We start from the raw sequence: 22,164 nt of genomic DNA, 5'->3' as shown, positions 1-22,164 counted from the left end.
GAGGTTCTCCCAAATCCTCGGCACGGGCAAAGTCGCGATGCAATCCGGTCCTTGGCTGTCCTGGATGGACAACCTGGCTACAAGACTCCGGCACGGATGTGGTGCGTGAAAAGACTTGAGTGACCACTTGCGTCAACAACGACCCGTGGTTGGTTAGTGGAGTTACCGAGTCGGTAACTCCACAACGCGCCATAAGGTGAAGACACATGCAAGACCAGCCCATAAACGAAGCATTGTTGGACGCTATCGATTGGATACAACGCACTGGATGGCCGACTCGCCGCACTGATGAAGCGATGGCCTGCCAGATCTTTGATGTGTGGTGGGACGGCGTAAGAGCACAGGGCGAGCAACAGGACGCCGACCGCCGAGCATCCTTGAACAACGCGCTTCATCGGGCCTTTGAAGCTCGATACGAAAAGGTCGCTACCGATCACCTGTGTGCCGTGTTTGGAGCAGCATTCTGGATCCACACGCAATCAAGGCAGAGCGCTAGTTGGCGCCATCTAGAGCCCCCCAAACCTCCGATGCCCGATGACAACGTGCCGCGACCGAACCACCTGAAGCAAGGAAGTTGCAGCGCGCCCTCCGCACCGACCCGCGTTCGATTGGACCGTCGCTTTTGGATCCGTGTGCTGATCGGTCTGCCCTTGCTGGCCAGCCTGACATTTCTCATGGCAATCATTGGCTGGTGGTTACCGGGGGCTCCGGCCGCGTCCGGGCCATCCCATTGGACAGCGGAACCCCTCATGCCCGCAGGCTGGGCCGTGATGGGAGGAATCATCGCGTTGCTCTCCATCGGCATAGCCGCCGTTGCCTGCTGGATCGCCTTCGCCCTCGGCGCCAGCGTCTTGGGTGCCGTTCAATCTTGGAAAGTCTTGGGTAATCGCCAAGCACGTACGCCGACGCAGAAGTGACAATTGGGGACCGTGTTCGGGTCAGTATCGCCAGGTGCGCAGCTCTTTCTTAGTCATCTAGGGAGGTCGAGGCGCCAAGCGACGTGTGGCACTAGTCATCTAGGTAGATCGCGGCGCCATGCGACGCGTGGGACTAGTCATCTAGGGAGGTCGAAGCGCCATGCGACGTACGGCGTCAACCTCCCCAAATGACTAGTACGCCCGCAGTCTATGGTCACCGTAGACGCGGCTAAATTTCGGGCGCCCGCGAAAATTCCGCCGATGCCGTTCACTACTACGCACAGGAGGCACAGCAATGGCGCCCACTCGCCACGCAGCTGCATATCTGTCGCGACGCCCAGCGCCCCGAGACAGCGCCGACCATGAATGGGGCGGGTTATCCTTGGCTATACCAGGCGTGAAGAAACGATTCCTGCGCCTTCGTTTCAATTGCGCCGCGTCGAACCGCGCGCACCATGGCCATTGCTTCATCGGCACCTCGGGCTGCCCCCGTGGCATGGAGCAGAAGGCAGGCCACAGTGCCTGCACGTCCGAGGCCGCCCTTGCAGTGCACGACTAGGCGCCCGCCGTTTTGAAGTTCGCGCGCGAAGCGTGGGCCAAGTTCGGACCAAGGAACCAGGAAGCGATCATCGGGTGCCGCGCCGTCCGTGATGGGCAAGCCGAACCAACGCAGGCCCGCCGCTTCCGCGCGCGACGCCAGCGGTGCAATGGCCAGCTCGGTCAATTCCTCTTGTTCCAGTAGCGTGATCAAGACATCAGCGCCCCACCTTTTGATCGCCTGTAGATCTACATCGAGATCCCGCTGCCATGTGCCACCGGACATGGCATTCACCTGATGCTTGCCCGGGGCGAACGTCACGCCAATGGCTCCGCCGCCGGTTACAGGAAGTGTGGCGATACGTAAGGGATCGGTCACGCTCGTGCGAATCGTGGTGTTCGGCATATATTCGATGAGTGAGTGATTTTCAGAGGCCAGTATTGCGCACCGTGACTGTCGTGCTGCACTACCGTGAGCAACACCACCCTCGGAGGAATTTGTATGCAATGGTTCAAGCACTGGTTGGCCAAACTGCCCAAGCCTGTCGCCGGCGTCGACTATGACCCGATCCTGTGGCGCGGCCCCCCGACGGAAGTCCCCGAATACATCCGCAAGCACGGCGTTTCCGCGAAATCGCTCGGCATCAATCTGACGCGAAATCGGCAAACCCTCACATGCCGAACCACCCCGAAGGTTTAGTCATCTGATCACGAAAACGCGCTGGCCTAGATTCGCTGCAGGCCGATCCGCTCAGTTACGACATATGGAGGCCCGGTGAGCGGCAACCCCATCCAGACCCCCGCTGACTACGAGGCCGCCCTGCGCGAGCTGTCGGGCTATGTCGACCACGAACCCGAGCCGGGGACGCCGGAGGCGGCGCGCTTCGCATGGCTCGCAGACCAGGTGATGGACTACGAGGCCACGCACTTCCCGATCGCGCCGCCGGCCCCCGTCGCCCGCCGCGTCGGGGGGCTAAAGGGGCAGGTGACGATCACGGCGGACTTCGATGCACCGTTGGACCTGGTGGACGCTAATCCGCCTGCAGCCCCGGCGAACGCGTCGGCGACACCCCACCTGGTCCTGTACCTGGATTTTGATGGCGTGCTGCACCATGACGACGTGTGGCTGGACTGGCGCAATCGCCCGTACCTGCGCGGTCCGGGCACTTTGTTTGAATACGCCGAACGCTTGGTGCACATCCTCGCACCATATCCGCAGGTCGACATCGTTCTTTCGACCAGTTGGGTGCGCGTGAAGCGCTTCGGCTACGCGTGCAAACGGCTGCCGCCTGCGCTGCGTCGGCGCGTGATCGGCGCCACCTGGCACAGCCGCTTCGCGCTCGATGACGAATTGGTCGACTGGTGGATGGATCGGTCGACCCGTTACGAACAGATCGCCCGTGACGCGCGCCGGCGGCAGCCTGCGCAGTGGCTCGCGCTCGATGACGACGCGAACGGTTGGCCCGACGCCGCCTTGGCGCACTTGGTGCGCTGCGACCCGCAGCTCGGCCTCAGTGAGCCCCGGGTCTGCCTGCAGCTGGAGGAGCGCCTGGCCCACCTGCACAGCAAGGCCGACCGAATTGGCGCGCCTACTTAGCCGCCTCGCGTGACGATCAAAGGCGCGCCGATGTCATAGAGGTTGGCGACATTCTCTACGGCCAGCCATGGTGTCCCGGGATCAGGGTGCGCGGCTAGGTCGGCTCACCGGTCCAGCTGTTTCGGCCCGTGAGTGTTTGACTAAAGGGGGGCGCCGGTGCGACCTCCCTAGATGACTAAATTCCCTACCTAGATGACTAAACGTCCGGTCCGAGGCCCGCGTTGGCACGCCATCCGCGAGCGTGATTTAGTCGTCTACGCACACCTTCCGCGGCCGCGATTTAGTCATCTAGGTAGGTCGACTCACCGGTCCAGCTGTTCCAGCGCGTACTGCACCGAGTAGGGGGCTTCGCGCCGGGTCGCGGCGGTTTCCGGCGCCAGGTAATAGCGCATCAAACGCTCATCGATGCCCCATTCGGCGTGCTGCTTCGCGCGGCGCGTTCGAGGCACTTTTTGGCGTGTTTGTCGCGATAGCCCGGAATACGCATGCCCTATAGGGCTTAATTAGCTAAGCCGATACCGCCTTATAGCGAATAGGCACCTTTGATATTTGCGCCCTATAGGGCATAATTGTATGCACTGCTTCATCCCTGCAGGGCATATCGATGGCATCCCACAGCACCCAGCAGATGCGCCGCCTCGCCCGCACACGACTCGATCAAGCTGGCAACTGGTTGCGCGAAGTGCTTCCTCGGCTCCAGTCCACCCCCCGGGGGGGCTGGATCGCCGCTATGCGCGATGCCCTGGGGATGTCGCAGTCAGATCTCGCGCGCCGGTTGGGTGTGCTTCCCAGTTCAGTGGTTAAGCTGGAAAAAAGCGAGCGTGCCGGCACCGTGCGCGTCGAAACGCTGCGCCGCGCGGTGGAGGCCATGGATTGCGAATTGGTTGTGCTGGTGGTGCCCCGGCAGCCCCTGCAGTCCCGCGTGGACCAACAGCGCCTGAAGCTCTACAACGCCGCATTCAACCGGACCGCCGCCCACATGAGGCTCGAAGACCAGGCGGTCTCCGATGACCTACGCCGGCTTCTTCTGCAAGAGGCGGAAGCCGCGATCCCCGACACTGCACTGTGGCGGGAGAGCGAGCTTGGCTGATCCCCAGGGGTTCGACTTCCAGCTCGATGACGGGCAAACACCTCTGGGCCCGGACGAAGCGCGAGGGCTGAAGCTGTCATGGGTGGCGACCCGGGGCGACCTAAATGACGCTGAAGGCGCCAACATCTTCACCGCGATGCGCTGGGCTGCCCGCGAGATCAGGAAAAAGCGTGTCGTAGTGTCCAGCGAAGACTTTCTGCGGCAGCTGCATGCACGCATGTTCGGCGAGGTTTGGGAGTGGGCTGGTCGGTTCCGGTTGACCGAGCGCAACATCGGCGTGGCCCCGCACCAGATCGCTATGCAGCTGCGGCAGCTCTTCGACAATGTTGGCGCTTGGCAGGAGTTCGGGGCATACCTGCTTGATGAACAGGCCGCCCGACTCCATCACCAGTTGACGTACATCCACCCGTTCCCCAACGGGAATGGCCGGTGCTCGCGGGTTATGGCAGACCTGTTCCTGCAGTCCCATGGCGCCCAGCCATTCACTTGGGGGCCGGCACCGCACGACCAGCGGGTGCGCCAGCGCTACCTGGAGTTGGTGCGTCAGGCTGACACCGGCGATCTGGAGCCTCTTCTTCGGTTCGTGCGCAGCTGATTTGCTCCTATTGCGCAACTTTCTGGCGGCGACAGCTAGTGAAGTCACTCGGCAGGTTTCGCTGGGCGCCTGCTACCAAATGGCGGTGTTTGTCCGGTTACCGGACGGAAGCCACGAAACCGTGGGAACCCGCACCGTTGTGCGGCTTGCCTGGGATTTAGTTTTCGCGCTAAAACCCCCAACCCCACCCCTCCGGCACAGCCCTGGCCGCGTGGCGTGAGACGTGTTCCAACGGTATCCTCGGCGCCAAGGACATCAATGACGACGGCACCTTGAAGGAGCAAGCCGTCGCATGAGTCCACCGAGGCAGGGGCGCCCCACCTACCGCATCGCTTTTTGACCGACGACCTGGGAGTCATTGGTACGGCATGACGGCACGAAACGACCCCAGGATCAGCGCCATGGAGGCCGCGATGCAGGCTCGGGCACGCGAGGCCGTGCTCCAGGGCGCGCGTTGGCTCGATGCAGCTGAGATGGCTGCCCATGCACCCCCCGGCAGCCCGCCGCCGGATCCCGTGGCTTGGCAACGGGCAGGGCAGATTTACGCCCTCGCGCTCGATGGCAGGGACCACTTTCCGTTCTACGGTATGGATCCCCGCGGGTGGCAACCGCTGCCCGCATTGCAGGACGTCATGGTCATTCTCAGTGCGACACAGGACGCCTGGGGCATGGCGGTCTGGTTCGAGGCCGTCAACAGTTACCTGGGCGGGGCCCGCCCGCGGGAGCTGCTCGCGTTGGATCCGGCGCGCGTGATGTGGGCCGCGCGCCAGAGCGTTATGCCGGTCGACCACGCTTAGCAAAGACCTCGGCCGGCTGTGTAACCGGTCTGACTCCGCCGGAGGGCCGCCCTCTCGCTGGGGCACATTTTGCCTGAATGGTGGCTCGAGGGCGGCTTGAAGTCAGACCTAGGATCAACCTAGGCGGACCATGGAAAGCCAATAGAATCAGTGATGTAGGTGTCGCGAAGGGTCTGTACTAACCACTTGTTGCCCCTTAGAGCATGTTCTAAACTGCACTTGTACAACATATTGCACAAGTTAAGAAAGACATCAGGAACACATAGAAAGGTAAGACAGACAGGAGAACCCAATGCGAGTCGTCAGCTTTTCCGACGCCCGTAACAACCTCAAGGATGTGCTGGATACCGTAGCGAGCGACTGCTCCATCACGGTCATCCATCGCCGCGACCACGAGGACGCAGTAGTCATGTCCCTTGCGGACTACAACTCGATGGCAGACACCATTCACCTACTCAGCAACAAAGCAAACCGCGATCACCTCGCCAAGTCCATCGCTCAGTTCAAGGCGGGGAAGGCTAAGAAGCGAGAGCTGATCGAGGAGGAGGGAGAGGAGCGCGCTTGATGGCACGAAGTATCACGTTCACGGACGAAGCCTGGAAGGACTACCAGGATTGGGCTGAAGATAAGAAGACCCTGAAGAAGATCAACTCCCTCATCAAGGATGCGCAGAGGACTCCGAACGACGGATTGGGCGATCCTCATGAGTTGAGCGGTGATCTGGTCGGCTTTTGGTCCAGGTCGATCAACAAGAAGGATCGCCTGGTCTACGCCTTCGATGATGAGTGCATCTCCATCATCAGTTGCAAGTTCCACTACGGTGATCACTAGAGCCGTTTCGGTACGACGAGCCAGGCGCTCACTTCAAGTGATCGCCATAGGGCACGCCGCTCCGTTGCAGGAGGAGCATGCCAAGATGCTGATCACGGTATTTCTTCCTTCGAAACCGTTCGCGGAGCTTGCGGACGTGCGCGTAAGTCAGGCCACAGATCGCCGCCATCTGCCGGTCCGAGAAAGCCAGACGCGACCACGCACTACCATGCCCCATGGCTAAGATAAACGTGTGACTGTAAGACGCAATTGTCGTGGCGAGGTGGCGATGTCCGCGACGAGCCCGCAAGCTCACCTGCTCACCCAGATGCAACGGTCCGGCACCCACGCCTCCAACACGAAGTGCCACTGCGACGTCGGGAATGATGCACCCCTCGGCGTCCCTGACAGGTTCATACAAGGCATTGAAATCCGTGCAGGTCGCGCTATGCCGAAGCCAATGGGGACGTGCTTCGTACAAACCGGTTGCCATTCTGAGCTTTTCGGACAACAAAGCTGTGATCCGGTGCCGCTCAAGGAGGGGCGTATCGGCCCGTCCGGTAGCAAAAAGAGACCAATTGCGCCGGTCATTGGAACCACAAAGTCCCTCTCGCTCTTCAATCCAGCGCCATACAATGACGCGTTCTTCCTGCGTCATATCTTGGTGCATGTTCACGGCACGCAGCGCGCTAATGGTTTTGAGCGTCCCAAACTTGCTTGCGCGCAAGACAATCACTGAACACTCCTCACCCAGGAAAAGGTCTTTCGTTCGTCGGCCCATGACTTCTCCCAGGCGACTACCCGATCGCCGCATCAGTATGAGAGTCACACGCGCCGCTTTGAGATAATTGGCCGCCTCGTCATCGCCCCGACGCACTGCAGCCCTGATGTCATTGGCAAACGCGTCGAGCGCTTTGCGGTACTCCGCTTCAGTAATGACATTTGCATCGACATTGGCTGGGATAGGATGACCGCCGAGAACCTCCGCGGCGTCGAGGCGCACCACTTGGTGGTAGCTCTGGATGTACGAGTGGAAGTACCACAAACACGCCCGTAGGCCTGCCTCCGTTGATTCTTCAACGCTTCCAGCAATCGCATCGTAAAGGTTGATAAAAGCATCCTCGTCCATCGCGCAGTACGCATTACCCGGTCCGTACTTTGAGAGGTACTTGGCAATCCAGCAGACGTACTTTTCAACCGACGAGCGCTTGAGAGGACCTGAATTTCCAGTGCCGCGCGTGAGGAGCCGAAGCGCATAGCTTGCCAAAAAATAGAAAAGCTCACTTGTCGACTTGACGCGCTCTTTGAACGCCGTCAGCTTTTCCTCCATCGTCTGCACCACGTCACCCTTTGCAGTGCGCCCGACTTTTGCCGTGATTTGTTCGTACCTCTTCCTTCCTGGACGGAGGATCGCGGCCAGTGCCAGGCGCAAGGTCCGACTTTCAGCCTCTGAACAGGCTGGCGCTTCCACCGTCTTCCCCTCATGGAAGTCGGGTGATTTTGCCGGCATAAGCCCATCTCCACCTGCAAGGTCATCGACAAGCGCCAGCATCCGCTCTGGCCGAAGCGAGACGGCCTTGAGCGTCTGATTCCTGAGTGCCCGAAGGGTGCCCGGCAATTCGAAGCGACTGGAAATGCGGGCGGCGAGAAGCAGGCATGGCAATACATGGCCACGCTCCGGCTTCATGAGCGCCGGAAGTGTCCTCGAAAGCCAGCCTTCAAAGTCTTGGATGATGCTTTCTGAAGCGCCAAAGTCGTTGCCACAGAGCCGCGCGGCCAGGGCTGCATTGACGCCTGTCAGTTGGATGGTTTGAAGCGTCGTCTCCTTGTCCATCTGAATGGAGAGAAACAGGGCATCCCCGTGTTTCTTAGACCGCCACGCGCCAGGCACAGCCTTAGCGTAGGCCTCCAACTCACGTGTTTCGACCACGAAGTCGAACAAGATGAGCCCCAAAAGGAACCAGTGCACGAGCGAGTCCTGGTCTACATGACCGATCATCGCGTGCGGCAAGGCCTCGCAAAACCAACGTCGCAAGCCAAGGATCTTCGCATGTTCCTCCAACATGCCACGGGCGAATGGACTGGGTTCGGTATAAAGGCGAAATACACGCCTTCTGTCCTCACACACCCATCGCCCTTGTCTTTCGCCTGCCATCATCTGGCGATGCAACAGGTCGAAACGCCACTCCCGAGAGTCAGCATCCTCCGTGTGCTGCGTAGCGATGATGTTCCGCATTGTTCCCAGACATTCTCCATTAATGTGGCGCACACCGTGGACAACAGGGAAATCGGGGGCATGGCGCTCCAGAAGCTGCGTAATTTCCTCCTCAATGGACGAAAGCTCTTTCTCTCGCCGGCGGTGCCATGCGGGCGACCGATCTGGCCTTCGGTTCTTTTCCCGCCGAGCAACGTCTTCCTCGACGGCTTTCATGTCCAGGCTCAGACGGCCTGGCACGGGATCAGCGACGGCCTCTTGGCCAAGGCCGCGCACGATCTTCCAGCCATCCGACTTTAGCGAGGCATCCACCGATTGTCCGATAACCTTGTCGTGGTCGCGCGGGCAAGTAGGGCTATCGATCCCGAAGACTTGGGCAAATTCGAGATGGCCAAGCTGTGAGGCCACCAGGTCGCCACGGCATCCCATCGCTCGCAGTTTGGTCGCTGCGCGATGACGAAATGCATTGCCTGGCAGTACAACTAAGGCGGGAAAGAAGCGCTTGAGTGCTTTGCGCTCGTAACGGTAGATGTCCTTGGCTTGATTCACCAACGCAATGAGCGGACCTTCGCCGGAAAGAGCACATGTGGCATAGGCGCGAATATGATGTGGAAGCCTCTCCATCGTCTGTAACGTGTAGAGATGCGCGCGAAACGCGCGAATCTGTTCGACGACCATGGGGCAGAGAACGAGGCGGCGTACCGAATGGCCTGCGTCCACGTCCTTGTCGGAAATTTCGATGAGCCCTGATGCCAAACACATATCGCGCATCCGGATGTCCCCCACCGTGCCTGCGCTGCGAGTCGCCATAGCGGCCTCGAGCATGCCGCCTACATAGGCCACCATTCGATTGTGACAATCGACGATTTTCGCGATCGGACTCCGAAGCATGGCGGTGGACCGATTGAGTCCGTTCCCCATGCCCGCAATCCGCTGATGGACGTACTCGTCGTTCATACTAAGCTTCGAACCAATCAGGACGTCGAGGCCGGCGGTCATCGCGGCAGCAGGGGTCAGCCCAATCCGGCGCACAAACTGATCGTAGACCGTCTGCAATTCGCAGAGCCGAGCCGTGTAGTAGGAGCCCCCCACTGGAGAAAGGCGAAGCGCCCTGCCAGAGACGAACTGCGCAATCGTCACGTCGGTGGTGACTCGGAACACGTCAAAAGGAAGTACGTCGCGAAGGCGTCCAGCCGCGAGGCGATGCACCCCCGACCGATTGGCCAGCATTTCACATAACGGCGACAGGCGCCTCGACCCCGCGACGCGCTCCGTAAATAACTTTACCGGCCCTCTCGCCTCGTCCAGCTTCTCAACCTTGATCCATGCCCGCAGCAGGCGCACGCCTTCCAGAGGCAGGCGAAGGATCACCATTTCCTGGACTGGCCGCAGGTACTCCATTTCTTCCGGCTTAGGCTTGAAGCGACCTTTGACGGAGGGAATTTTCCGGATGAGCTCCCCATCCCACGTCACGGAAACAGCGTTCGATGCGGCAAGCGCGTGTTTGCGCGTAGCGAACTGGACCTCGGCGACTGACTTGTCTGATATCGCGGCCAGGGCAATCAGGACGAGCTCGAGGGTCGCACGCAGCTCTCCCTTGGCATGTTCAATATCACCGCCGACGTCAATATCCGACTTTGCTTGCTCTGCATGATCGAACGCCGCTTTGAGGGCATGCTTTGTCTCCTCGGGCGTCAAAACATTCCAGCGGTCCGTATCGGCCAGCCAACACTTATCAGCGCGAAAATCACAGATCGCCATGCGCTCACCGACCAAAGGCCGGGCCACTTCGATCTTCGCGGTACTAGGTGATGGAGCCGCCAAGATGTACTGAGCATTGCGGTAGTCTTCGGGTTGACGTCGCTCGCCTTTATCTTCGGGGTCAGAAGGCTTTTGAGGGACGTTGAGAAGCTGGGCCTTTGAGGGCAACTCCCTGACCCTAATGCGCTTGCCGGCGATCTTGCCGAATCCGTGCTCCTTGCGTTCCTCCTTCGTCGACTTTCGCCTCCGCGCCGGGGCCTTCGATGAGGCGATAGATGTGTCCGAGTCGCCCGTAACATGAGGTTCCGTTTCGCCCCCCTGAGCAGCCGCAATCAAGCTTCCACTGGAATTGGGTAACTCCATGGATGCCGCGCACTCGTCAGAGACTGCCGCAGATCCGACGCAAGGGTCCGGCCCCAGCGGCGAAGGCAAAGGCTCCTTTGGAGGAAGGGGCCAGGCCCTGCGAACAATGCGCGCCAAGGAGAGCAGTGACCGCCGAGTATCGGTCGACAAGGTGGCGTGTTCGTCCATGACGGACCGCCATTGGCTGAGCACCGAGGAGGGACAGTCAAAGGTCAATCGCGAAATGGCGCGCACGATGGCTTCATCCGTGGCGCCGGCGATGCGGGCAATGGCCGAGAGGTCTGTCTGCCAGTCGACGTCTTCGCTGTCGTCGTGACAAGCGGCGATGATGGCAAGAATTGCCACGTCCCTCAGGGCCAGGTGGCCCGTGCTGCTACCGCTGTGCTGTAGCAGCGATAGCATCATGCAGTGATCCGGCCCTTGAGAATCGTCATACCCAAGCATCTGTAGCATTGTGCTGTTGGCCGAAAAGAACGAGCTGAAGGTGGCCGGGCGTCCAAGTGCTGCTCCCTGAGGAGATTCCGCGAACCAAGGGAACTTATTGGCCACCTCCTTAAGAAGGAGGGTCGTTGCGGTCCACACGGCATGATTCGATGAACCGACGGCGACTAGGATTCGAAAAAGCAACTGCATCTGCTGATGGCGCATACCTCGTTTGGTCAGATAGCCGGTCAGATAGTCTTCTTGGTCCTTTCTCACGTTGAGCCCATTTCGCACGATCACGCGACGTGCTGGCGCGCGCCGCAATGACGGACGCGTTAGCCATGCTGATGGCAAATAGACCCCCCTCATGTTTGCGGAGGTGCAGATAAACCGGGCTTGTCGCGAAAATGGCGCGGGGACGAGGAGCGGCAACTGTCCACGAAGGACAGTCCGAGGGTCTAGCGAAGCGCGGCAAGACGGGGCGACAAGACGCATGATCGTCGACTTGCGCAAATCGTCGCCCGTGGTCTCGTAGGGCAAATCTTGCCTATGAGACCAGCCATGCTCGCCCAACCACTCGTTAGTCCGTGCGCAGTCAGTCCTGCTGGAGTGTCCCTTCACACCCCCGCCATCACCGGAAGGGGCGCCTGACCATGTCCTCGATCCGCGTTCGGCCCGAAACGGGGAGGCTTTACCTCGACTTCTATTACAAAGGAGTGCGGTGCCGGGAACAGACGTCCTACATGGACATGCCGGCGGATCGGCGGCGCGCCGAAGCCCTCCTTCGCAACCTGCAAGCTGCCATGAAGGATGAAGGCTTCCGCTACGGGGATTTCTTTCCCGAGAGCCCTAAGGCCGCGACGTTTGATGGCGAGATCCATAAGAGGAGGCGCTCACCGCTCTTTCGCGATTTTGCACAAACCTGGATTGCAGAGATGACGCCCCAGTGGAGCGCCATCCACCTGCGCACCGTCAGGGAGGTCATGGCAAAAAATCTGTTGCCGCGGTTCGGCGAGACTTCCGTGTCGGCCATTTCCCGCGCGGACATCCTGGCTTTCCGCGCCCACCTGGCAACGCTTCGGGGTTACAAGGGGGCGCTCAGCCCCAGTCGGATCAACAAGATCATGTGCTTCCTGAGGCAGGTGCTCAACGAGGCCGCGCTTCGCTTTGAGTTTTCGCCAGCATTTCAGGGCATCAAGCCCCTGAAGATGAAGCGCTCGGATGCCAGGCCATTTAACCTTGCAGAGGTTCAGGCCATCCTGGAGGCTGTACGGCCCGATCTACGCAATTACCTGATTACGCGGTTCTTCTCCGGACTACGAACCGGCGAGATCAATGGGTTGCGATGGGAGAACGTGGACAGGGAACGGGGGCTCATCCTCGTCCGGGAGACCTTGGTCATCGGCAAATTGGAAGAGGGGACCAAGACGGAACGGTCCTCGCGTGACGTGCCGATGCTGCCGATGGTTCAGGCGGCCTTGGAGATCCAATGGGCATCGCGGGATCCGGCGTGTCCGTGGGTCTTTCCGACCCGTAATGGCCTGCCCATCAACGCCAAGAACTTCAACAACCGGATTTGGCTTCCCCTGCTCAAGCAATTGGGCTTGCCCGCGCGCCGGCCCTATCAGACAAGGCACACCACGGCGACACTGATGCTGGGCGCCGGCGAAAATCCCGAATGGGTTGCCCACATTCTTGGACACGCGAACACGCAGATGCTCTTTCGCGTGTACTCGCGATTTATCCCGAATTTGACGCGAAACGACGGAGTGGCGGTGGCCAAATTACTTGAGTCAAAACTCTCGCTGGAGATTGCTGCGCCACCATGCAAACCGGCATTATTGGAGAACCTACCCACCCGTCCCTGAGCCGAGCTATCGGTTCCATCAAGGGTGCCTCGACGGCGATTACGGACGCAATGGGCCCAACCTTTCCGCTGGATGTCATCGCGCATGCAATATTTGGCGGTTTGCTTGGGGGCGCCGCAGGCTTTGCGGCCGGTTCGGCGTTGGGTGAACCTGCTTATTGCTCGGACGACGGTAAGGACGGTGTGATGTGTCGTAGTGAATCAACGTCCGCGATTGGGCAGGTGACGTACAAGGACTACATGATTCCGGGATCAAAAACGTGCATCGCCGAGACACGGAGATGCGTGTTGCCCAAATACTTCGATGCGTCGCGCATCAAAGGATGATCTAGGACAGAAATTCCAGCCAAAGCCGCTTCATCTCAGGATCTCGGAAATTTGCGGAATGACATTCTTTGCGTAGTCGCAATCCTTGTGGAGGATAACCCTCAAGTTACTCTTCGCTCTTGATGCACCCACGTAGAAAAGACCACGAGATGATCTACCGCTAAACTCCTTGATGCCCAGCAACACGATCGCCTTCGCCTCCAGTCCCTTGTAGGCTTGAACGCTCGAAATCTGGATGCGGTCACCAGCAGAAACGTCAGGGTCGAATGGGCTAACGGCGCGCAGAAAAAATCCCGGTCTCGTTACTTCGTCGGGAACAAATTCCTTGTCTGTAAAAAGAATTACAATCTCGGAAGCAGCAAGTCCGGCATCAATGAAGGAGTGGACAAGCTCGTTCACGACTTTCTTGAGGACTTTCAGGTAGTCCTCACGGGTATCAAAGTACCGAAACAATGGGATCTCGCCGTTTACACCCCGGGTCGAGGTTGCTCCCTCGCCAGAGAATCCCGAAACATACGCGGCGATCTGTCGGGTGTTTCGACAGTTGAGAGCAAGGGGGGTCTGCTTTGCGACACCGCGAAGCCGTGCAATAAGCGACTCGTCAAAATTGTCATGGAATATAGCCTGCCGCTCGTCGCAGGAGATCATCCAGCTTCCGCACTCAAGACCCCCTTTAAGGACACAGCTCACTAGCTCCATGAACTCATAGTTCATGAGGTCCTGCCCTTCATCGATCAGCACGTAGTCGTATAGGTCGTCGACAGTCATCGATGAGATCAGTTCAGCTGATTGCTCCCTGAGAGAAATACAGAACTCGTCCCACGACTCCGAAAACTTGGCAGCCAGTCCTGATTTTGCGCAAAGGCGTACAGCGAATTGGTGGTAGCTCCCCACCTCGACACCATCGACCTGGAGACTTGTAGCCATTTTCCTTGCCAGAATTTTATTGAAGCAGAGGACCAGAGTTTTCTTTCCTTCCGAAGCCGATCGCCGCGCCTGTTCTATCAGAAGGACTGTCTTCCCCGTCCCTGCCGCGCCGATAAGCAGGTTACGTGGCTCCAGAGCCATATAGTCCAGAGCCACGAGCTGACGATCAGTAAGTCTTATCAACTCCCTCTCAACGTGAGTACTTTCAGCACCGACGCCGGTAACCAGCTCAAAATTTGGGCGCAACAGTCGCACTAGCTCCAGCCGGCGCGGCAGACTAATGCGGGCATCTCTGACTTTCCTGCCGCCCTGGTTGTCGTTTACCAGACGTTGAGTCCAGTAATCGGTGAGCTCATTGATATAAGCGCCCAGTTTTCCCGGAAAGCCCCGTTCATCCAGCAGCATTGCCTTGTCGGCAAACGCATCATCGTGAGGCACTTTGAGAATGCACTCTGGACAGATAACGCCGTAACCCCACACAAGCTCATTGAAGAGTTCTTGGTGTCCGCAATCTTTAAGGTACTGGCGAAGTCCATAGTAAGCTCCCCGTGCCTGGTCAAACGGACCCTCACGTTTCGTGTTGTGCCTGCTGCGGGACTTGGTGCGAAAGTTCCAGCCCTCGCTATCGCGCCATACGTCACCGCCCTTTATCTCGAGAATGATCACTGCACGATCAGTGATCAGAACGAAATCGGCCTCAGCGTGAAGTTTCGTGTGGTGTGTCTTCATCCACAACGAGTGAAGAACGACCCATTCGTCTGGCAACAACGTGAGTGCCTCCAGCACATCAAGTTCCGCATCACTGACCCTGTCTGAGCGAGTGGGACGACAGGAGGGATGAATCTTCGCCATCAGTTGGTGACATCCATTTCAAAGATGAGTTTGCTGAAGAAACCAAGACTACGGTCCGACAGTGTTCCGACAACAAGTGCACGATCCAGAAACATGTTCCTTCGCTCGCAGGAAGTTTCCGCAATCAGGGCGCATGCGTGGCACGCTGCAAGATTGAGGGCATCATTGCCCTGCCCAACACTTTCAATGCAAAGGGGATCGGATGAGCACCAGCGTGCCGATTCAACAGCACTGCGTAGCATCCTCGCAAAAACCGGGGCTTCACCCTGACTGACCAGGCCCCCAAGGGTTCCATCCGCGGACGAGGAAGCCGTATACATGAGAAAGCCTGCACGTACTTCTTGAGAAACATCATCAGATACGTAGAGGCGTTCACGAAGCGATGAACCCGAATAGCCGCATTCAAGTGATAGTTGCTTCATCAGCATATGCGAAAGCGTGTGCACCAGGATAAATTTTGCCGATGGCGGGCGATCAGGATCGCGGCCGGCATTCCGGCAAGCTTTGACATAGTTCTTCCTGATTAGACCAATCCTGGCTTGTACAGGCGGTGAGAGTTCCCACTTCGCAACTGCACTGGAGTCGAGTTCGACATAGATCCCTTCTCCACGGACCTCAATAGCCGGAAGCCATGACTGAGGACTCTTTGAGAGTGGCGCACACTGCAGCTGGTACGGGTCGCCATCAAACGTGGGGTCGACACGTTGAAATCCCCGCAATGCGCGAACCTCGCGAAGACGATGTACCTGGACGAGGTTCCCTATAAGGCCATCAAGGGCATCATCCGACGGATTGAACTGGACACGTTCTGCATGAAAGTCTCCTGCGTCGTCTTCATGCTGTCCCATAACGAGGGCGTTGCGCTCGAGCTGTTTTTGCTCTGCTTCTGTATTCGCAAAGTTGGCATCGTGGACACCGGCGACTACAAGAATTCCCTCACGTATCTGCTGGTCGGAAAACTGGTCTGGGTCATCAAGTCCTGGTGTGTTCCTCAGATTTGCAATCTCATTCTCAATTCCACCGTGATCACCGCCGAGAATGCGGTTGATCAGGCCTTGCCCAAGGACTTCCAAAAGCAGACTGTTCAATCTGGTCGAGAATGGAGGAATTGAAATCGCTGAGGCGGCTACAGGAAAATAGACGTTGGATGCTCCTCGTTGCAGAACGCGCAGCTGTCGATTGCAGCCTTCCTCGCTGTCGCCGAGCCAGGGCCGCCGACCTCGACATCTCAGATGAGCAAGTGACCCTTCTGAGAAGATGCCAGCCAGGCTCCTGCTCTTGCCACAAGAGGTGCAACGCAACCTAAGTCCTTCGAGGCCGGACTTATCTGTACTGGCCGACAGGACAACCACGGGAGACTCGCAGGCGCGATCGCACTCGTGTGCCCACCAAGTGTGCGGAAAATCCTCAATATGACCAGGCTGAACCGGATCAAGCTTGTCGTGGCACGCGACAACGAAACGGAAGGGAACACCTTTCCCTCCACAGCCGCTCTTTGCGCAACGGACTCCTCTAGTGCGTTCATCTGAGAATTCCTTTCCAACGAAGCCGACGCGGCCGCAAGACTCCTTGCTGCAGTAGTGAAGTCCTGGGAATCGAACCGCTGGCATTGCCTTCGACGTCCGCGCGTCGTCGCCAGCCACTGGAGGTCGACGGAACACATTCACCCCGAGCGCATGTGCCAGAGATGGTTCTCGCAGGATACTCGAGTTATCTAGGGGCCAGTATTCAAGTCCAGCCATCATCACAGAATGAAGAACAAGGTCGCCAGAGTTGCCCGCGGAGCGCATCTCGTAAATGGAACCGATGCCAAATGTCGATACCGCCTGGGACATGCCAAGCTTTCCGACTGTGGTCTTCGATGGCTTCACTTCCTGACGCGCGCGGTTGGGAGGTCGGTTCACTGTCTAAGCCTGATTAAGACGAAAGAGATTTGAGTTCAATGGCACAGGGCGGATCTACGTCCCTCATGGACTGCGGCGTCTCTATCCCACCTCCGACACCTCTTGCCTCATTTGGCCTGCGGAGGACGCGGACACCCGAACCGCGATGCCAAACGCCCTCCATTTCGGCGACAGCCCGGATCTTGTCGCGAATGTACTCAAGTTCCTCCAGGACCTCAGCTGCAACGTCCTCCGACCCGGAAACCCGTTGCGCCCGATCCACAATGGAACTCATGATGAGGGCGACTCGAGGTTTGACTGCAGGATCATCAATTGTCATCGGCGAATCCGCCAGCTGAGGAATCGTGAGTCTCATCAGCGAAACGAAAACCCCATGTAGGCCGCGATCACGCGCACGCATTGAGAATGGCGTCGCGCTTGTCGCTTCGACATTTCGATAGAAGCTCTCGTGATACGACCTGAACCTCTCGTAGTGCGATCGATCCCGTGGCCTGGTCCAGTTGTACAGGGTCACTACGAGACCCGCCGCGCCTTCCGGCCTTCCTACCCGGCTTGTTGCCTGTATGTACTCGGCCGTGGTCTTCGGTTGTCCGTTGACGATCATGAGACCCAGTCTATCGATGTCGACACCTACGGAAATCATGTTTGTGCACAGGAGCAGGTCAACGGTTTCGCGATCGTCGTCATCAGAATTTCTCGATGCAGCGATCCTTTCCAAGACGCCAGGAATCGCTGTGGATGGCAGGTGGCTCGTCAGTTCTGTAGGTTCGCCGAGACGCCGATCGGGCATTTGCTTCGCCGGCATTGCCTTGATGTACTTGGGAACGTCATCCAGTCCAAGCACCCAGGCGCCTCCCAGCTCGCGAAGACTGTTGAAGTAGGTGACCAGCGTCCAGTAGTGATCCTGAGCTGTCTTGTCTTTGATTGACATGGCACCCTGACCGAGAATCCCGATCAGTCGCGCCAGCGTATGCTTCGGTGATCTTCCCTGTGCATGCACTCCCATGTAGACCCGCCCTGCGTTTGACCGGTCCTCGCGGTAAAAGAATGAGTCGTCGTAGTTGAGCCCGTTTGGCGGAAACTGCGCAACTTCCCGGAGAAAAACTGAGTGTGACTGGGCTCTGGCGCGCCTGATGGTCGCCGTTGACCCGACAATCTTCGGCTGAACTCCATTTTCAGAGCAGAGGAGATCGACGGCGGTCTCGTACAGGCCAGTGATCGACCCCAGAGCGTCGCCTATGAGGTGCAACTCATCCTGAATGATGAGGCTTGGCGGCCTCGATAGATTCGGCCGGCCGAACAGACGGCCAATCCGTGGCTCCCAGGCCATCATGGCGAACTTATCGACGGTACCAATGATCATCGAAGGAGGATGGGCAAACAGTTCCTCATCCACGCATGCGATAGGCAAACCGGCTTGAAAATCACAGGCCTGGTTATGGCATCGAGTAACGACCCTAAGCCCACTGCGGTCGATTGTTTGGTCGCGATTGGATCGTATCTTTTCAGAACACCAGGGGCACTTGGTCACAGGTAGCGTCGCGAGCGACTTGTCCTCGTTTGTTCCTTCCAGCACTCTCTGGGCAGTCGCAAGATCGCCGGGAGTGACGCCATTGCCAACGAAAAGGCCGATGGAGAAAGGTTCAGAACCTAAGCCAGCCGGATCCTTGCGCCGCAGCACTTCGCACGCCATTACCGTCCTGGCCGCACGCTCGAACTGCTGCATGGTAAGCAGGCGGAGCGTGTAGCGCGTGATTACAGCCGTTCCCCCGCCATCCCTGGGATTTGACGCTGACAGTCGGCGATGGAACAGGGTGAACGCGACAAGTCCTAGATAGGCTTCAGTTTTTCCGCCACCGGTGGGAAACCAGATCAGATCCAGAGTTAAGCGCTCCGGATGGTCACCCGACGCAGTAGACGGCATGGCCAGAAGCAGGAAGGCCAACTGAAATGGACGCCATAGCGGCGTGCTCATGGGCCGCGCGATCCTCATGCTTGCTTCCATCGCTGCGTTGGCAAGTGCAAACGAACAAAAGACATGATCGTCAGAGGCGATCAAGGCGATTCCTTCCCTGATGCGGTTGTTTACGCGCTCGCACGCGTCCAGATTTTTTGTGGCGACTCCCCGAATACGCGACGCGACGTTGGAGTCGCATTCCTTGACTACTTCGTCAAGCGAGGAACGCAGACCGGCGATCCAGCTGGCGTAGGCGTTCGGCAGAGCCCCAAGCTCTTCGATCAATTCCTTTCTTTGGGCAGAAGCGAGGTACGCGACATCTAGCGCTGTGGAACCGTCGAGTGATTCGACCCTTGAAGACGCCTTAAAGACCTCAGAGGTTGGCAGCCAGTCTGACCAGATCTTCGCTACGCTTGCGTCCGTTCCATCGGGCGACCAGTCTGTTGCACATCCATGTCCTACGGCATACTGCCTCACGTTGCGGTAGAGCAACTCGTGAACGAGGAACTCTGGATCGGAGATCATCTCGCTACTTGATCTTGAGACAAATGCTTTCGACCCATCTTCCGAGCGGATTGAAAGCGAGACCTGATAAATATTGGCGTCCTCTGGCGGAACGCCCTGTTCCCGTCTCTTTTCTCGATCGGGACGCGGCCGACGGTTCACAAGGGAGACTGTAACAATCCTCAGGTTTCCACTCACACGCTCGTGAAGCTCAAGACTTATGTCGCCATCGGATGCGATCTGCTCCGATCCGGATTTATCGAGAATCTGGAGAGGAAGCACAATGTCGTTCAGGACATGTGGTGAGCGGCGCCATCTCCAGGAGCTCGTGCTTGCAGACTGGCTTACGGCGCCGTCGGAACAATGGTCGCCCGACTGGGATCCATTGACCGAAACCGTGCCAGATTTCTTGTCGGCTACGGCAATGTAGTCGGCCCACGACACATCTATCAGCACGCGCCTGTTCGTGGGAACCTGGAAGGTGAAACCCACCGCAGACTGCTGTGCGGCATTTGCCAGCGCAAGGACACCGTCGCCGCTCTTTCCTTCTGCTCCACTCGCATCTGCGGAATCATCAGCGTCGTCCTCCTCTTGGGAAACGATGGTTCCCGAGGGAGCGAGACTGCCCACGTGATACCGGTCGCTGGCTCTTTCCGGAATTATCTCTTCTTCCCCCTCAGCAGGACCGATAAGGTACTTACGCAAGTCGCTAGTCAGGAGGTCTCTGGCTTGTTCAAAATTGTTCATGCTTGACCTATATGGACGCAACGCCAGTTACGACGGGGACAATTGCAAGCCTCGCAGTGCCAAGCTCGTCTTCTGCTGTATTTCCGAATGCCTGGATTGAGACGGTTGCCAGATCGACAACCTGAAGGCCATCGAGGCCAGAATTGGGAACGCCGCGGCAGCGGCGGAGGATGCCTATGTCACCCGCATACTTGCGGCTGAGCTGCCCGATCGTATTCCCGGAAACTGTGGCGGACAGTCCAATTACCTCCATTGTTCTTGGTCGTCCGGCGCATTCCTCCCACAGCCTCTTCTGGGCAGCGAGAGGCTCCTCGAGGCTCAGAATTGAATCAGGATCAATGACGTCATATCCGTCGACCAGAAGTCCAATCCGCGGCGCCTTCGGGTAGCTGAATATGTGGAATCCGCTTGTTTTCAATGAGCGGCTTTGCCTGTTTCCCTTCCTGATCACTTGGCTATCCCGCTCCAGCACACGGAACTTTCGCTTTGCTCGGGTGGCGGCCACATAGACGATCCGGATTTCATCGGCACCATCCATTCCACTAGGCGAGAGCAAAAGGACATCATCGAACTCAAGTCCCTTCGATCGATGGACCGTGGAAATTACGATTCTCGATTTCGCGTTTCCCTGTGGATTGACTGGAGAACCATTCAGGAGGTGGTCGGAAATCGGCCCCAGCTGGATGGTTCCCGCGCCGGGCTCACTCAACCCCTGTTTCTCGAGGAAACAAACCGCCTCTTCGAACGTAATGCTTGTATACGCCGCGACGTGCTTTTCCCACCGCTGACGGGCCTTCTCGATTGAAATCCATTCGCCCTGGAATCCCAGGAATAGTCTGCCGATCCAACCTGGCCAATAGCTCCCGCCGGCGCCGCGCCACAGATCCGCCTCGATACCGCGCTTAGTGAGCCAGTCACAGATCCAGTAGGCCTCTAGATTGTTTCTTGTCAGGATCGCGGTTGTCGTCGTGGGATTAACTAGCGCGGGAACACTGGATAGACTTGTCCGCTCTCCCAGGGCGCCGAGAAGCTCGTCGAGGTGGGAACCATCCGGATGTGAGCCGTTGCTTCCCATCGCTGCTCTCGCAGCCCTAACGAAGTCCAGCATTTCCCGGGTTTCGAAGCGGCGATACTCGGAATATTCCTCCCTTGCGGGCGATCTCCCCGAGTAGCTGCCTTCCGTGATCTTCCGCAGGAAATCGATTGAGGTGAATGCGTTCTCGGCGTCTTTGGATTCCTCGAAATCGTAGATCGCTTGGGCTGGATCGCCAAGAAACATGCAGCAGCCACCGCTTTTTGCGACGTCGCTTGCAATCGCCAGAACCATCCTTGCGCGGTCGCCGTTGAGATCTTGCACCTCGTCCACGAGGAGAAATCGCACTTTCGATAGGGCGTCCTTTGTATGTGGAAGTTTCCCCTTGCCCAAGAGTTCGTTGAGCTGGGCTATCCGATTGTCGTAACCCCCAGCAATGCTGTCCTGATGCAGGTCCATCCGAAGCAGATTCGTGGCCAGTGAATCGAACGTGCGTATCTGTGCGTAGAGCAGATCCCCCGAACCTCCGGCATGGACCTTCGCAAGCAATCGCTTCTTCAGCTCGGCGACAGCGGACCGGGTAAAACTCAGAACCAGTATTTGCTCACGAGGATTTTCAACGTGCCCATGCGAGATCAGGTACGCTATTCTCTCGATCAGTGTGTGCGTCTTGCCTGTGCCAGGCGGCGCAACAACCAGCAGATCCTCTTGGATGCCTGCGGTAATGACACTGTCCTGTTCCGAGCAGACATCCGTGGGCTCAGAGGGAAGCGAAACCACAGGAATCAATGGTTCCATCGAACTCAACGAGCGCCGCCCCCTCTCTGACACAAGGATGTCTGTCTGGACTTCAAAGGGGTTTTGCAATTGTGATGGCGGCACCGGACGCATGTCGGGCCGTCGTTGCCACAGACTTCCGGAACTTTCCTTCGTGCGTCCAC

At 58.3% G+C, this 22,164-nt stretch carries 17 protein-coding genes; 10 read left to right on the top strand and 7 right to left on the bottom strand.

Translation table 11 applies throughout. The annotated features are described in order from the left end of the window. Positions 1 to 206: 206 nt before the first annotated feature. Positions 207 to 917, top strand: coding sequence for a hypothetical protein (locus OUZ30_RS00625; protein ID WP_266180217.1), 711 nt, complete (start codon positions 207 to 209; stop codon positions 915 to 917). Between the two features lie 376 nt (positions 918 to 1,293). On the opposite strand, the gene OUZ30_RS00620 is transcribed toward OUZ30_RS00625, so the two are convergent. Continuing rightward, entirely contained in the window at positions 1,294 to 1,860 is a 567-nt protein-coding gene (locus OUZ30_RS00620) for a phosphatase domain-containing protein (protein WP_266180216.1), read from the bottom strand. A gap of 96 nt (positions 1,861 to 1,956) precedes the next feature. On the opposite strand from OUZ30_RS00620, the gene OUZ30_RS00615 reads away from it, so the two are divergent. Together OUZ30_RS00615 and OUZ30_RS00610 are read left to right on the top strand one after the other, a co-directional pair. Beyond that, entirely contained in the window at positions 1,957 to 2,154 is a 198-nt protein-coding gene (locus OUZ30_RS00615) for a hypothetical protein (protein WP_266180215.1), read from the top strand. Positions 2,155 to 2,229: 75 nt separating this feature from the next. Further along, positions 2,230 to 3,051 (top strand): HAD domain-containing protein, encoded by an 822-nt coding sequence (locus tag OUZ30_RS00610; protein WP_266180214.1) that lies wholly within the window; start codon positions 2,230 to 2,232, stop codon positions 3,049 to 3,051. Positions 3,052 to 3,353: 302 nt separating this feature from the next. Here the strand turns inward: OUZ30_RS00610 and OUZ30_RS00605 are convergent, their stop codons facing one another. Continuing rightward, positions 3,354 to 3,500, bottom strand: coding sequence for a hypothetical protein (locus tag OUZ30_RS00605; protein WP_266180213.1), 147 nt, complete (start codon positions 3,498 to 3,500; stop codon positions 3,354 to 3,356). Positions 3,501 to 3,655: 155 nt separating this feature from the next. Between OUZ30_RS00605 and OUZ30_RS00600 the strand changes: the two genes are divergently transcribed. The 5 genes from OUZ30_RS00600 (at position 3,656) to OUZ30_RS00580 (ending at position 6,364) form a co-directional block, all read left to right on the top strand. Next, positions 3,656 to 4,141, top strand: a complete 486-nt coding sequence (locus OUZ30_RS00600) for a mobile mystery protein A (protein WP_345781033.1) — start codon at positions 3,656 to 3,658, stop codon at positions 4,139 to 4,141. Continuing rightward, positions 4,134 to 4,736, top strand: a complete 603-nt coding sequence (locus tag OUZ30_RS00595; protein WP_266180212.1) for a mobile mystery protein B — start codon at positions 4,134 to 4,136, stop codon at positions 4,734 to 4,736. The genes OUZ30_RS00600 and OUZ30_RS00595 overlap by 8 nt, the downstream gene beginning before the upstream one ends. 368 nt (positions 4,737 to 5,104) lie before the next feature. Next, positions 5,105 to 5,533, top strand: a complete 429-nt coding sequence (locus OUZ30_RS00590) for a hypothetical protein (protein WP_266180211.1) — start codon at positions 5,105 to 5,107, stop codon at positions 5,531 to 5,533. A 292-nt stretch (positions 5,534 to 5,825) separates the two neighbouring features. After that, positions 5,826 to 6,098, top strand: coding sequence for a type II toxin-antitoxin system Phd/YefM family antitoxin (locus OUZ30_RS00585; RefSeq protein WP_266180210.1), 273 nt, complete (start codon positions 5,826 to 5,828; stop codon positions 6,096 to 6,098). Then, positions 6,098 to 6,364: a Txe/YoeB family addiction module toxin gene (locus tag OUZ30_RS00580; RefSeq protein WP_266180209.1), complete on the top strand. Its 267-nt coding sequence runs from the start codon at positions 6,098 to 6,100 to the stop codon at positions 6,362 to 6,364. Before OUZ30_RS00585 ends, OUZ30_RS00580 begins: the two co-directional genes overlap by 1 nt. 28 nt (positions 6,365 to 6,392) lie before the next feature. Here the strand turns inward: OUZ30_RS00580 and OUZ30_RS00575 are convergent, their stop codons facing one another. Beyond that, the gene (locus OUZ30_RS00575; protein WP_266180208.1) at positions 6,393 to 11,405 is read right to left on the bottom strand and encodes a site-specific integrase; all 5,013 of its coding nucleotides are present in this window, start codon (positions 11,403 to 11,405) and stop codon (positions 6,393 to 6,395) included. A gap of 353 nt (positions 11,406 to 11,758) precedes the next feature. On the opposite strand from OUZ30_RS00575, the gene OUZ30_RS00570 reads away from it, so the two are divergent. Together OUZ30_RS00570 and OUZ30_RS00565 are read left to right on the top strand one after the other, a co-directional pair. Further along, positions 11,759 to 12,973 (top strand): tyrosine-type recombinase/integrase, encoded by a 1,215-nt coding sequence (locus OUZ30_RS00570; RefSeq protein ID WP_266180207.1) that lies wholly within the window; start codon positions 11,759 to 11,761, stop codon positions 12,971 to 12,973. Next, a complete protein-coding gene (locus OUZ30_RS00565) occupies positions 12,931 to 13,299 on the top strand; it encodes a hypothetical protein (protein ID WP_266180206.1) in 369 nt (122 codons plus the stop codon). The genes OUZ30_RS00570 and OUZ30_RS00565 overlap by 43 nt, the downstream gene beginning before the upstream one ends. Before the next feature lie 30 nt (positions 13,300 to 13,329). Here the strand turns inward: OUZ30_RS00565 and OUZ30_RS00560 are convergent, their stop codons facing one another. From OUZ30_RS00560 to OUZ30_RS00545, 4 genes are read right to left on the bottom strand one after another with little or no spacing between them, the layout of a single operon-like run. Then, a complete protein-coding gene (locus OUZ30_RS00560) occupies positions 13,330 to 15,078 on the bottom strand; it encodes a nuclease-related domain-containing DEAD/DEAH box helicase (protein WP_266180205.1) in 1,749 nt (582 codons plus the stop codon). Beyond that, entirely contained in the window at positions 15,078 to 16,949 is a 1,872-nt protein-coding gene (locus OUZ30_RS00555) for a DUF1998 domain-containing protein (protein ID WP_266183070.1), read from the bottom strand. Before OUZ30_RS00555 ends, OUZ30_RS00560 begins: the two co-directional genes overlap by 1 nt. A 46-nt stretch (positions 16,950 to 16,995) precedes the next feature. Next, positions 16,996 to 20,190 (bottom strand): helicase-related protein, encoded by a 3,195-nt coding sequence (locus OUZ30_RS00550; RefSeq protein WP_266180204.1) that lies wholly within the window; start codon positions 20,188 to 20,190, stop codon positions 16,996 to 16,998. Positions 20,191 to 20,197: 7 nt separating this feature from the next. Then, positions 20,198 to 22,021: a UvrD-helicase domain-containing protein gene (locus tag OUZ30_RS00545; protein WP_266180203.1), complete on the bottom strand. Its 1,824-nt coding sequence runs from the start codon at positions 22,019 to 22,021 to the stop codon at positions 20,198 to 20,200. Positions 22,022 to 22,164 lie beyond the last annotated feature (143 nt).

This window comes from Dyella humicola (assembly GCF_026283945.1).
In the GTDB taxonomy this organism is placed as follows: Bacteria; Pseudomonadota; Gammaproteobacteria; order Xanthomonadales; family Rhodanobacteraceae; genus Dyella; species Dyella humicola.
This window is presented reverse-complemented; position numbering and strand designations above follow the sequence as displayed.